The organism is Tianweitania sediminis (assembly GCF_017813335.1).
GTDB lineage: Bacteria > Pseudomonadota > Alphaproteobacteria > Rhizobiales > Rhizobiaceae > Tianweitania > Tianweitania sediminis.
Genome location: NZ_JAGIYY010000004.1, coordinates 239541 through 250847 on the forward strand (window position 1 = coordinate 239541; position 11307 = coordinate 250847).

General features: G+C 61.4%; 15 protein-coding genes. 3 read left to right on the plus strand and 12 right to left on the minus strand.

Going from position 1 to position 11307, the window contains the following annotated elements; translation table 11 throughout:
- Positions 1–162: 162 nt before the first annotated feature.
- The 9 genes from grxD to purC form a co-directional block, all read right to left on the minus strand.
- Complete coding sequence (gene grxD / locus J5Y06_RS14100; RefSeq protein ID WP_209335815.1) at positions 163–495, minus strand: Grx4 family monothiol glutaredoxin; 333 nt, start codon at positions 493–495, stop codon at positions 163–165.
- Positions 496–592: 97 nt separating this feature from the next.
- Entirely contained in the window at positions 593–1135 is a 543-nt protein-coding gene (locus J5Y06_RS14105; protein WP_209335816.1) for a hypothetical protein, read from the minus strand.
- 8 nt (positions 1136–1143) lie between these two features.
- Positions 1144–1839 (minus strand): HAD-IA family hydrolase, encoded by a 696-nt coding sequence (locus J5Y06_RS14110; protein WP_209335817.1) that lies wholly within the window; start codon positions 1837–1839, stop codon positions 1144–1146.
- A 9-nt stretch (positions 1840–1848) separates the two neighbouring features.
- Entirely contained in the window at positions 1849–2082 is a 234-nt protein-coding gene (locus J5Y06_RS14115) for a BolA/IbaG family iron-sulfur metabolism protein (protein ID WP_209335818.1), read from the minus strand.
- 4 nt (positions 2083–2086) lie between these two features.
- On the minus strand, positions 2087–4315 hold the full coding sequence (gene purL, locus J5Y06_RS14120; RefSeq protein ID WP_209335819.1) for a phosphoribosylformylglycinamidine synthase subunit PurL: 2229 nt from the start codon (positions 4313–4315) through the stop codon (positions 2087–2089).
- A gap of 11 nt (positions 4316–4326) precedes the next feature.
- Positions 4327–4851, minus strand: coding sequence for a hypothetical protein (locus J5Y06_RS14125; protein WP_425348071.1), 525 nt, complete (start codon positions 4849–4851; stop codon positions 4327–4329).
- Complete coding sequence (purQ, locus tag J5Y06_RS14130) at positions 4796–5467, minus strand: phosphoribosylformylglycinamidine synthase subunit PurQ (RefSeq protein WP_209335821.1); 672 nt, start codon at positions 5465–5467, stop codon at positions 4796–4798. The genes J5Y06_RS14125 and purQ overlap by 56 nt, the downstream gene beginning before the upstream one ends.
- 232 nt (positions 5468–5699) lie before the next feature.
- Positions 5700–5942, minus strand: a complete 243-nt coding sequence (gene purS / locus J5Y06_RS14140) for a phosphoribosylformylglycinamidine synthase subunit PurS (RefSeq protein ID WP_209335822.1) — start codon at positions 5940–5942, stop codon at positions 5700–5702.
- A 17-nt stretch (positions 5943–5959) separates the two neighbouring features.
- Positions 5960–6754: a phosphoribosylaminoimidazolesuccinocarboxamide synthase gene (gene purC, locus J5Y06_RS14145; protein ID WP_209335823.1), complete on the minus strand. Its 795-nt coding sequence runs from the start codon at positions 6752–6754 to the stop codon at positions 5960–5962.
- Between the two features lie 224 nt (positions 6755–6978).
- Between purC and J5Y06_RS14150 the strand changes: the two genes are divergently transcribed.
- Positions 6979–7296 (plus strand): DUF1476 domain-containing protein, encoded by a 318-nt coding sequence (locus tag J5Y06_RS14150; protein ID WP_209335824.1) that lies wholly within the window; start codon positions 6979–6981, stop codon positions 7294–7296.
- 12 nt (positions 7297–7308) lie between these two features.
- Positions 7309–8088 carry an HpcH/HpaI aldolase family protein gene (locus J5Y06_RS14155; RefSeq protein ID WP_209335825.1) on the plus strand — a complete coding sequence of 260 codons (780 nt, stop codon included), beginning with the start codon at positions 7309–7311 and terminating at the stop codon, positions 8086–8088.
- Here the strand turns inward: J5Y06_RS14155 and J5Y06_RS14160 are convergent.
- The 3 genes from J5Y06_RS14160 to erpA form a co-directional block, all read right to left on the minus strand.
- Entirely contained in the window at positions 8085–8636 is a 552-nt protein-coding gene (locus J5Y06_RS14160; protein WP_209335826.1) for an RBBP9/YdeN family alpha/beta hydrolase, read from the minus strand. The two genes, J5Y06_RS14155 and J5Y06_RS14160, sit on opposite strands and share 4 nt — an antisense overlap.
- Before the next feature lie 188 nt (positions 8637–8824).
- Complete coding sequence (gene xth, locus J5Y06_RS14165; RefSeq protein ID WP_209335827.1) at positions 8825–9622, minus strand: exodeoxyribonuclease III; 798 nt, start codon at positions 9620–9622, stop codon at positions 8825–8827.
- A gap of 4 nt (positions 9623–9626) precedes the next feature.
- Positions 9627–9977: an iron-sulfur cluster insertion protein ErpA gene (gene erpA / locus J5Y06_RS14170; RefSeq protein WP_209335828.1), complete on the minus strand. Its 351-nt coding sequence runs from the start codon at positions 9975–9977 to the stop codon at positions 9627–9629.
- 97 nt (positions 9978–10074) lie between these two features.
- Between erpA and J5Y06_RS14175 the strand changes: the two genes are divergently transcribed.
- Positions 10075–11289, plus strand: a complete 1215-nt coding sequence (locus J5Y06_RS14175) for a deoxyguanosinetriphosphate triphosphohydrolase (protein WP_209335829.1) — start codon at positions 10075–10077, stop codon at positions 11287–11289.
- The last annotated feature ends 18 nt before the right edge of the window (positions 11290–11307 follow it).

Below are 11307 nucleotides of genomic sequence, written 5' to 3' on the forward strand. Positions count from 1 at the left end.
AGGATGTCCAATCAAGTATGCACTGCGCCCCGGCGGGTCGCCGGGAAAGGATGAAAAGAATCGGGTAAGCGCAAAAGGAGCGCGTATGGCCATACGCGCCCCGATTGCGATCAGAATATTACAAGTATGGTCAGCGCCGCTGGTCCAGCCGCGCAGATCTTGTTAGGCAGCCTTTGCGGCAACACCCTTTTCGTTCAGGAAGGTCTGCAATTCGCCCGCCTGAAACATTTCGCGGATGATGTCGCAGCCGCCGACGAACTCGCCCTTCACGTATAGCTGCGGAATGGTCGGCCACTGGGAATATTCCTTAATGCCCTGCCGCAACTCGTCGGAGGTGAGGATATTCACGCCCTTGTAGTCGATCTCGAGATAATCGAGGATCTGAACCACTTGGCCGGAAAAGCCGCACTGGGGGAACCCCGGCGTTCCCTTCATGAAAAGAACAACGTCGTTGCTCTTCACTTCATTGTCGATGAACTGGTTGATGGCGGTCATCAGGGGGTCCTTTCACTGCCGGGTTGAAGGCCCGGTGTCAAACATCTGCGCTTATGTAAGCCACGCCTTGGCCGGAAGCAACGCCGCCGCGAGGCGGCTATTGCGAAGGGTCACAGCGCGTGTTGTTGCTCGCAGTGGCGGTGGCAGTCGCGAAGTCGAAGCGTGTTTCCACGGCAATGTCCGCGCCGAACCCGTCGGCCTTGTACTCTTCGAACTGCGGACAATTTGCCGGCGTCCCTTCATCGATGCGCTCCCAGAACGTGGCACCGGTCGCGTCAATAACGGCTTCATCTGAAAGCGCGTCGAGCACGATGTCGCGCGCGTCGAGATCGTAGATGACAAGTTGACCCTGTGGTCCCCACGAGCGCCGCATGATCAGATAGCGGTCGGTGATTGCCTCGAAGTGGAAGGGGTCGTCCTCCGATCCAACGACGAAATCGGCCTCCGCTTCCTTGAATTTGCAGCCCGCTGCTGCCGAGCCGTTTGTACCGGCCTTCACGGCAAAGCGCGTGCCGATGCCCTCGGTGTTTTCCACCTCCAGGACATCATAACCGGCCACGGAATGGCAGGTGGGCTCTTCCGCCCACGCTGGAGCGGCAAGGACAGCAAGCAAAGGCAAGCCAAAAAGAACACTGCGCACGGAAGCCCTCAAAGATAATCCACGATGTCTTCGCCACCGTCCTCCGCAACGCTGCCTTCGGCAAGCGGTGAGGCACCGGCTATCCCCAGTCGGTCCGCGATCCAAGGGTGATCGGTGAAGTCCTTGAGGTCGTGGTACAGCACCGTTTCCCATCCGGCGCTGCCGGCGGCCGCAATGACGCGCTCGGAATCGTCGAAGATCAACGGCGCTTCGGCGTCTCCGCCGACGACCTCCTCGACCTTTGTATAATAAGCGGCGTCGCTCTTGCTCACGCCAAGACGTGCGGCATGGAACATGTCGTCGAAGTAGTGCCTCAAGCCGACTTCGTTCCACAGGTGAAAGGCGCGGATGTGTTCTTGGTTGGTGGCGATGTAGAGCGCCGCGTCGCTCCGCGTCCGCAGCCGACGGATCAGGTTCAGCAGCGGCAAGTTGATATGCGTGTCGCGCATCAGCCAGTAGGACAGGAAGTCCAGCGACGAACCCACATAGCCAATGGTTGGCAGATAGGCGTCCAGTTCGGTGATGATCGAGGTCTGGCCGAGCATCGCGGCGTTGAAGCGGGTTTCGAAAAACCCGTTCAGCTGTTCCGGCGCAATACCAACATCTTCCAGGAGATGGTCGTCCCACCGACGTCGCTTGGCGGGATCGGGATGAAAGAAGCTGTGGAGCAGCACGCCGTCCACATCGAAGAAGACGGCGCGCATGGGCGTTGCTCAGTCCGGCGCGCTAGTTTGCAGGGCCAGCGCATGGAGGACACCGCCCATGTTCCCCTGCAGCGCCTTGTAGACCATCTGGTGCTGCTGAACGCGCGACTTGCCACGGAAGCTTTCCGCAACCACTTCCGCCGCGTAGTGGTCGCCATCGCCGGCGAGGTCGCGGATCGTCACCTTGGCATCCGGAATCCCCTGCCGGATCATCGCCTCGATATCGCGCGCATCCATTGGCATTAGGTCAAACCTCATTTTCCATAAAGGAAGGAAACCAGGATTCGTGCGCTGCGATCAAGTCCGACACGGCCACGCGTCGCGAGTGCCCGAGCTTCAGGTCACTGCCGCCCGTTGTGCCGATCCATGGCGCAAAGATACCAGCCTCCTCGGCTTCCCGCCAGATGTCCTCCAGCGCGCCGTCCTGTGGATCGAGATCCATCGCTACGAGGTAGCGATTTTGATCCTCGCCAAAAAACACGGGAACAGGATCGATGTCTTCCAGACCGGGCACGGCGGCGCCGATGCCAGACGCCATGGCCATTTCAGCGAGGGCGACAGCCAGCCCGCCATCAGACACATCGTGCACCGACCGCGTCAGCCCGCGCTCGATCAACCTGCGTACGAAGTCACCGACCTTGCGTTCTTGTGCGAGATCCACCGGCGGCGGCGGACCATCCGTGCGGCCATGTAGGTCGCGCATATAGATGGATTGCGCGAGGTGGCTGCCCCATTGCCTGGGCGCGCCAACGAGGAGGATTGGCTGGTTTTCGGCGGCAAAGCCGATCCGGGCCATGCGGCTCCAGTCGCTCAGGAGCCCGACGCCGCCGATCGTGGGTGTGGGTAGGATCGCCTGGCCATTCGTTTCGTTGTAGAGCGACACGTTGCCAGACACGATCGGGAACTCGAGGGTCCGGCAAGCTTCACCGATTCCTTTAACGGCGGCCGCGAACTGCCCCATGATCTCAGGCTTTTCCGGATTGCCGAAGTTGAGGTTATCGGTTGCTGCCAGGGGCAGGGCGCCTGTTGCCGTCAGGTTGCGCCAGCATTCGGCAACCGCCTGCTTGCCCCCCTCGAACGGATCCGCTTCGCAGTAGCGCGGCGTCACATCGGAGGAAAAGGCCAGTGCCTTCTTAGCGTGGCCTTCCACCCGCACCACGCCGGCATCCCCACCCGGGCGCTGCAGACCGTTGCCCTGAATGTAGGTGTCGTATTGCTCGTAGACCCAGCGACGCGACGACAGGTCCGGAGAAGCAAGGAGCTTGAGCAGAGCGTCGGCAACGTCGGTCTGGGGAATGTCGTCAGGGGCCAGCGGCGCGCGCGCCGTGGGCTCAACCAGCGGGCGATCGTATTCCGGCGCCTCGTCGCCGAGTTGCTTGATGGGGAGGTTCGCGACCTCCTCGCCTTGATGCATGACCCGGAAGCGCAGATCGTCCGTGGTCTTTCCAACGATGGCGAAGTCCAAGCCCCACTTGCGGAAGATCGCCTGCGCTTCTTCTTCCTGCTCGGGACGCAGCACCATCAGCATGCGTTCCTGGCTCTCGGAAAGCATCATCTCGTAGGCCGTCATCGCTTCTTCGCGGACCGGCACTTTGTCGAGATCGAGCTCGATGCCGAGGTCGCCCTTGGCGCCCATCTCCACGGCGGAACAGGTGAGACCGGCCGCACCCATGTCCTGAATGGCGATCACCGCGCCCGACGCCATCAGCTCAAGGCAGGCTTCCAGCAGGCACTTTTCGGTGAAGGGGTCGCCAACCTGAACGGTTGGGCGTTTTTCCTCGATCTTCTCGTCGAACTCTGCGGACGCCATGGTCGCGCCGCCCACACCGTCGCGGCCGGTCTTGGCGCCAAGATAGACGACCGGCAAGCCAACGCCTTCCGCCTTGGAATAAAAGATCGCGTCCGTCTTCGCCAACCCGGCGGCAAAGGCATTCACCAGGCAGTTGCCGTTGTAGCGCGGGTCGAAATTGACCTCACCGCCCACGGTCGGCACGCCGAAGGCATTGCCGTAGCCACCGACCCCCGCAACGACACCGGACACAAGGTGGCGTGTTTTCGGATGATCCGGGGCGCCAAAGCGCAGCGCATTCATGGCCGCGATCGGGCGCGCGCCCATGGTGAAGACGTCGCGGAGGATCCCGCCCACACCGGTTGCCGCACCCTGGTACGGTTCGATGTAGGAAGGATGGTTGTGGCTCTCCATCTTGAAGACCACGCAGTCGCCATCGCCAATATCCACCACCCCGGCGTTCTCGCCGGGCCCCTGGATCACCTGCGGACCGGACGTTGGGAGCGTGCGCAGCCATCTCTTGGACGACTTGTAAGAGCAATGCTCGTTCCACATGGCCGAAAAGATGCCAAGCTCGGTAAAGCTTGGTTCGCGTCCGATCAGATCAAGAATACGCTGGTACTCGTCAGGCTTGAGGCCGTGCGAAGCAACAAGCTCGTTCGTGATCGGGCGGGTGTTCTGTATCATTCTGTCCAACGTCAGGTTCTGGCGCCGCAAGTGTCGTTGCCGCTGCTCCAGCGGACGAGATCGGCGTTGATGCGGCTGCCGAGTGGTTCAGCAAGAAGCGGTCCGAAGCTATCCACTCGGCCTGAAGCGCCTTCGGCCTGTACGACAAGTAAGGGGCGACCGCCATAATTGTTCTTGGGAACAAGTAGGAAGCGAGGACGTCCGCTCATCGAGTCGAGTTCATTGGCGAAGCTGTAGCGCGCAAAGGCAGGATCCTTGGAGCCGAACCAGCAGCGATAAGCCGCAATCGAGACTTGTTCCATGTTGCGTAAAGCAGCGCTCTTGCCCGATGCCGGTCTTGGAGCTTCGGCGGGTTTGTCCGACTGGCACGCGACGAGGGCTGCTGTTGCCGACAGGGCCAAGAACAGCGTGAGGGTCTTGCTAGCCCGGATCATCTCGAGAACCTCGTGCGCGGGCTGATTGCCGCCGGTGACGTTTCGCTCAGGCGACCTTGGCCAAAGCACTTTCGAAGATGGCTCGACCATCTTCGCCGCCATGTGCAGCTTCGATCAGGTTTTCGGGATGCGGCATCAGACCGAGCACATTGCCCTTGTCGTTGACGATTCCGGCGATGTCGTTCATCGAGCCATTCGGGTTGGTGCCTTCGGCATAGCGGAACGCGACCTGGCCTTCGCCCTCAAGCCGCGCCAGCGTTTCCCCGTCCGCAAAGTAGTTGCCATCGTGATGAGCCACGGGGCAGCGGATCACCTGGTTCGGCTCAAAGCGGCGGGTAAAGGCGGTGTTCGCATTGGCGACCTCCAGCTTCACTTCGCGCGACACGAACTTCAGCGAGGTGTTGCGCATCAGGGCACCGGGAAGCAGGCCCGCTTCCACAAGGATCTGGAACCCGTTGCACACGCCCATCACCATCACGCCGCGCTCTGCAGCGTCGGCCACGGCCCGCATCACTGGCATGCGCGCGGCGATCGCTCCGCAGCGGAGATAATCTCCGAAAGAAAAGCCGCCGGGGATGACGATCAGGTCCAAACCGTCAGGCAGCGTGGTTTCGGTCTGCCACAGTGTTTGCGGCGCTTGACCGGAAACCTGGGCCAGGGCCGTGATCATGTCACGATCGCGATTGAGGCCGGGGGCCAGAACAACAGCTGATTTCATGTCGTGTAGGGTGCCTGCGGTGCTTCTGCCAATTCACGGAGTTCAAGCCGAGGCTTGATGCGGTCGAGGCGGTCCTCCTGGCGGCCAAGGACGCCATAGATAATGTGAGTGTCGTTTTGGACGCCCATCATGGACAGGCGGATAGAACCAATGAAGAGATGTCGGACTGCATCTTCTTCAGCACTTCGTAGATCAGGTTGTTCGTGACTTCCGCCATTCGCAACTCCCGCCGTCAATTCACCGCTATAGAATAGTTCTCGATCACGGTATTTGCCAGCAAACGCTCACACATTGCCTTGATGTCGGCCTCAGCTTTTGCCTTGTCTTCGCCTTCGACCTCAAGGTCGAAGACCTTGCCCTGGCGCACGCCCGAGACGCCCGCAAAGCCGAGGGTGCCAAGCGCGCCCTCGATTGCTTTTCCTTGCGGATCGAGAACGCCGTTTTTGAGCGTGACCGTCACGCGTGCCTTGATCACAATTCCAACTCCAAAAATCAGTGTGGCTTGCCGCGGCTTGTGTCCTTGCCGGCAACAAGCACGGGACCGGACGGACGCGGAGGTTCGTTCTCGTTCATGATGCCGAGGCGGCGCGCGACTTCCTGATAGGCTTCAACCAGCCCGCCCATGTCACGGCGGAACCGATCCTTGTCCATCTTGTCCTGCGTGTTCACGTCCCACAAACGACAGGAGTCGGGCGAGATTTCGTCGGCCACCACGATGCGCATCATGTCACCTTCGAAAAGGCGGCCGCATTCCATCTTGAAGTCGACAAGCTGGATGCCGACGCCCAGGAAGAGGCCCGACAGGAAGTCGTTGACGCGGATGGCCAGCGCCATAATGTCGTCGATCTCTTGCGGCGACGCCCAACCGAACGCCGTGATGTGTTCTTCGGTGACCATCGGGTCGTCGAGCTGATCGGCCTTGTAGTAGAATTCGATGATCGAGCGCGGCAGCACCGTGCCTTCTTCGATCCCAAGGCGCTTCGCCAGTGAGCCGGCCGCGATGTTGCGCACAACCACTTCAAGCGGGATGATCTCGACTTCCTTGATCAGCTGCTCGCGCATGTTCAAGCGGCGGATAAAGTGGGTCGGGATGCCCATGCGGTTGAGATGCGTGAAAATGTGCTCGGAAATGCGGTTGTTGAGCACGCCCTTGCCGTCGATCACTTCATGCTTTTTCGCATTGAACGCGGTCGCGTCATCCTTGAAGAACTGAATCAGGGTGCCCGGCTCGGGTCCTTCATAAAGGATCTTGGCCTTGCCTTCATAAATGCGGCGGCGTCGGTTCATTTCGGCTTTCTCGGGGGTTGAAGGGCAGATCGCATGGCAGCGCGTCCCCTTGGCGTGGCGGCCATTGCCAGAATGTTATTGCGCGTCCTATCGCATAGCACCCGCAGCCTCAATCAACAAATTGGGGGCGGCGTGTTTCAGAAGGGTTGTCCACGGCGGCGCAGCTTGATTTGGACGCCGCGAGTTTCTATTGGAGCGGACGCTGGTTTCGATGGAGACGCGACATGACCTCGATGAAGGACCGCCAGGACGGATACGAGCGCAAGTTCGTGCATGACGAGGAACTGCGCTTCAAGGCGATGGCGCGGCGCAACAAGCTGCTCGGCTTGTGGGCAGCAGAGCATCTCGGCAAAACAGGCTCCGAAGCAGACGACTACGCCAAGACCGTCGTGGCCGCCGATTTCCAGGAAGCCGGAGATGAAGACGTCTTCCGGAAGGTGCGGAGCGACTTCGATGCCGCCAACGTCGCGCAAAGCGACGGCCAGATTCGCGAAAAGATGGTGGAACTGATGGGCACGGCAATCGCCCAGCTCAGCGCCTGATCGGACGCCCGCTTGCCTTCAAACTTGCGGGATCGGCTGCAAACGGAAACGCTGATCACGGCATGGTCGGGCATTCCTGATCTTCTGACCGTCGAACTGCTGGCAGCTCAGCCCTACGATGCCGTCACGCTGGACATGCAGCATGGCGGCCATGACGAGGCCAGCGTTCTGCGCTCGCTGCCTATGGTGTTGGGCCGAAACAGGCACGCGCTTGTGCGGATCCCCGTTGGCCGCTTCGACATGGCAAGCCGTGCCCTGGACTTCGGGGCAGAAGCCGTGATCGCGCCGATGATCAATTCGGTGGCCGATGCGCAGGTCTTCGCCGCTGCCATGAAGTATCCACCCTTGGGCGAGCGCTCCTGGGGCGCAACCTTCGCGATGTCGCGACGAGGTTACGCTGGAGATGCGCTGTCTTGGCTGCGCAACGGCAACCAGGACACGTTGGCGATCGCGATGATCGAAACGCGGCCGGCGCTCGAAGCGCTGGACGGCATTCTGGCCGTTCCCGGTATTGACGGCGTCCTGGTCGGCCCCTCCGACTTCTCGATTGCATGGAGCAACGGCACGCTGGTCGATCCGGCGCTTGAAGATGCGATGGGGGCGTTTGTCGACATCGCCGCACGCGCGAAAGCCGCAAACAAGCTTGCGGCGACTTATGTGGTGGACCCCGTGCTGTGCGGGCGATTCGAATCGATGGGCTACAGCCTGATCGCCTGCGGCACGGAACATGCCCTTGTACGCACAGGCGCCAAGGTCATGCTGGACGCCGCGCGGGCATCGCTCAAGGCTTAGCTCAGCTTCGTCAGGAAGTTCGCGAAGGTCATCGAGCCTTCCGGCCAGGGACCATGGCCGGACTCTGCGTTAATGTGGCCCGCACTTCCGGCGTCGATGAACAACGATCCCCAAGCACCTGCGATGTCCTCCGCGGCTTCAAAGCTCGTGAAAGGATCATCGCGACTTGCGATGGTCACTGACGGAAACGGCAGCGGGTCACGCGGGTAGGGGCCGAAGGTCATCAGGTGCTTGGGCCGAATCTGCGGGTTCGTGACATCCGGCGGCGCAACAAAGAATGCGCCGGCGATCCGCTTCCGGAAAAGCGGAATGGCATGAACGACACTGGGGATACCGAGCGAGTGCGCGACGAACACCACCGGCCGTTCAGCCTCGTTCACGGCGTTCGCCACGCGCGCGACCCAATCGTCGCGTACGGGCTTGGACCATTCTTCCTGCTCCACCCGGCGGGCCGTCGACAAGCGACCTTCCCAGCGGGTCTGCCAATGATCGGGACCGGAATTGGTGTAGCCGGGGACGATGAGGATGTCTGCGTCTTTGACTTTCATGGCCGCGCATGTAGCCACACCGCCGCACGCGGACAAGACATGGCTGCTTTGCAAAAGCAGAACGGGCCGCGGCAGGGGAATCGCGACCCGTTCTTGACTGGATGATCAGATCCGAGGGGGAAAGATCTGTCACTGCACCAACAACGAGCCACGAGCAAAAGAGTTCCGCCTACACGGATACGTGATGCCTAAATAACAACTGGCACCACATCGAGATGGGCGACTACCGGCACGTGGTCGGAAGGCTTTTCCCAGCCGCGCACATGTTTCTCAATGTCGGCGGACACCAGCCGGTCAGACGCTTCCGGGGACATCATCAGGAAGTCGATGCGGATGCCGTTGTTCTTTTGCCAGGCCCCCGCTTGGTAGTCCCAGAACGAGTAAGCGCCGCTCGCGTCATCCACTTCCCGGTAGGCATCCACGAAGCCAAGGTTGGTGAGTCGCCGAAACGATGCGCGGCTTTGCGGCTGGAACAGCGCGTCGTCCAGCCAATGGTCTGGATAGCGCGCATCGAGCGGCTGCGGAATGACGTTGTAGTCGCCTCCGAGGATCAGCGGCTCTTCCAGGGCAAGCCGCTCTTCGGCCCAGCGTTCGAACCGTTCCATCCACCGCAGCTTGTAGCTGAACTTGTCCGTACCAACAGGGTTGCCGTTTGGGAGGTACAGCGACACCACCCGCAAGGCCCCCCGTGAGGTGGAAAATACGCCCTCGATGAAGCGCGCCTGCTCATCATCCTCGTCTCCGGGAAGGCGGCGGTTCACCTCGTCGAAGCGCAGCTTCGACAGGATCGCAACGCCGTTGAAGCCCTTCTGGCCGTGCGTTTCCACGTGATATCCGAGCGCCTCGATCTCCAGGCGCGGGAACCCCTCGTCGAGGCTCTTGATCTCCTGCAGGCACACGATGTCCGGCTCGCTTTCGCGCAGCCAGTGAAGAAGGTTGTCGATGCGCGCCTTGACGCCGTTGATGTTCCAGGTCGCGATTTTCACGAGATCAGATCGTGAAGCTGGTGCCGCACCCGCAGGACGCGACCGCGTTCGGGTTGCGGATCTGGAAGGATTGTCCGATCAGGTCGTCCACGAAGTCGATCACGGAGCCGCCCATGTAGATGAGCGACATCTCGTCGACGAGAACGGTGGCGCCATCCTTCTCGATGGCCGTGTCGTCGTCGTTGCGACCCTGGACCAGGTCGAATTTGTAGGAGAATCCCGAGCATCCGCCGCCTTCCACGGACACGCGCAGCGCATCCTTGTCCGGCTCCTTGGCGATGATCTTGTTGATACGCCGCGCTGCCGCGTCCGTCAGTTCAACGCCCTTCATCAGGGTCTTGGCGTCCGTGCCCATGGTGTCACCTTGCGCTGGCCTTCGCCTCATAGGTATGAACCGGCCTGAAGCTAGTCAACTGCCGCTGGACAACCTGCGAGAACGGGACGCAAAACCCTTGAGCCTCGATGCCTCCGACATTGGCTTTGGTTACCGGCCGCGCGCCTCCTATGCGACCGATCCCGCCCGAACGCGCGGGCGCTTCGTGGATGAGCCCGAAAGCCCCACCCGCACGCCGTTCCAGCGCGACCGCGACCGAATCATCCATTCCACCGCTTTTCGCCGATTGAAGCACAAGACGCAGGTCTTCGTGGCCCATGAAGGCGATCATTATCGCACGCGGCTCACCCACACGATCGAAGTCGCGCAGATTGCCCGTGCGCTTGCCCGTGCGCTGCGCCTGGATGAGGACCTCGCGGAAGCAGTGGCGCTGGTGCACGACTTCGGCCACACGCCGTTCGGCCATACCGGCGAGGATGCGCTGAACCTCAAGATGCAGCCTTTCGGAGGCTTCGACCACAATGCGCAATCGCTGCGCGTGGTGACCAAGCTCGAGCGGCGCTATGCCGACTTCGACGGACTTAACCTCAGCTGGGAAACGCTGGAAGGCCTCGTGAAGCACAACGGGCCTCTGCTCGACCCTGCCGGCGAACCGATCGGGAAACCACTTCCGCAGGCCATCGCCGTTTACAACGAGTTGCACGATCTCGAGCTGGACCGCTTCGCCGGGCCCGAAGCGCAGGCCGCGGCGATTGCCGACGACATCGCCTACAACACGCATGACATAGACGACGGCTTGCGGGCAGGGCTCCTGACCTTGGAAATGCTGGAAGACGTGCCGCTCACCGCAGGCATTCTGCGCGCCGTCAAGATGCGCTACCCGCAACTCGACACGGTTCGAATGGCGCATGAACTCATGCGTCGCCAAATCACGCTGATGGTGGAGGACGTGATTACCTCCGCCACCGCCAACCTCGGCCGCCTGCGGCTGGAAAGCGTGGAGGATGTCCATAGTGCCGGGCAAACCCTGATCGGCTTCTCCAAGGACATGGCCGCTGCGGAGGCCGCCCTGAAGCGCTTTCTCTACGCCAATCTTTATCGGCACCCGGAGGTCATGCGGGTTCGAGCCGACGCGGATCGCATCGTGTACGAGTTGTTTGACGCCTACATGCACGATCCCCGCGCCATGCCCGAAGGCTGGCGGGAAGGGCTGGATCGAGCGCAGGAACCGGTAAAGGCGCGACATGTGGCCGACTTCCTGGCGGGCATGACCGATACCTACGCTTTGAAGGAGCACCGGCGCTTGTTTGACCGAACGCCGGTTCTGGGCTAGGTCGCGCCTCAGCCATGC

Coding starts and splice junctions, on each gene's coding strand:
- grxD (WP_209335815.1), bottom strand. CDS start 495: ATGACCGCCATCAACCAGTTCATCGACAATGAAGTGAAGAGCAACGAC.
- J5Y06_RS14110 (WP_209335817.1), bottom strand. CDS start 1,839: ATGCGCGCCGTCTTCTTCGATGTGGACGGCGTGCTGCTCCACAGCTTC.
- J5Y06_RS14115 (WP_209335818.1), bottom strand. CDS start 2,082: ATGCCAATGGATGCGCGCGATATCGAGGCGATGATCCGGCAGGGGATT.
- purL (WP_209335819.1), bottom strand. CDS start 4,315: ATGATACAGAACACCCGCCCGATCACGAACGAGCTTGTTGCTTCGCAC.
- J5Y06_RS14125 (WP_425348071.1), bottom strand. CDS start 4,851: ATGGCGGCGAAGATGGTCGAGCCATCTTCGAAAGTGCTTTGGCCAAGG.
- purQ (WP_209335821.1), bottom strand. CDS start 5,467: ATGAAATCAGCTGTTGTTCTGGCCCCCGGCCTCAATCGCGATCGTGAC.
- purC (WP_209335823.1), bottom strand. CDS start 6,754: ATGAACCGACGCCGCCGCATTTATGAAGGCAAGGCCAAGATCCTTTAT.
- J5Y06_RS14150 (WP_209335824.1), top strand. CDS start 6,979: ATGACCTCGATGAAGGACCGCCAGGACGGATACGAGCGCAAGTTCGTG.
- J5Y06_RS14160 (WP_209335826.1), bottom strand. CDS start 8,636: ATGAAAGTCAAAGACGCAGACATCCTCATCGTCCCCGGCTACACCAAT.
- erpA (WP_209335828.1), bottom strand. CDS start 9,977: ATGGGCACGGACGCCAAGACCCTGATGAAGGGCGTTGAACTGACGGAC.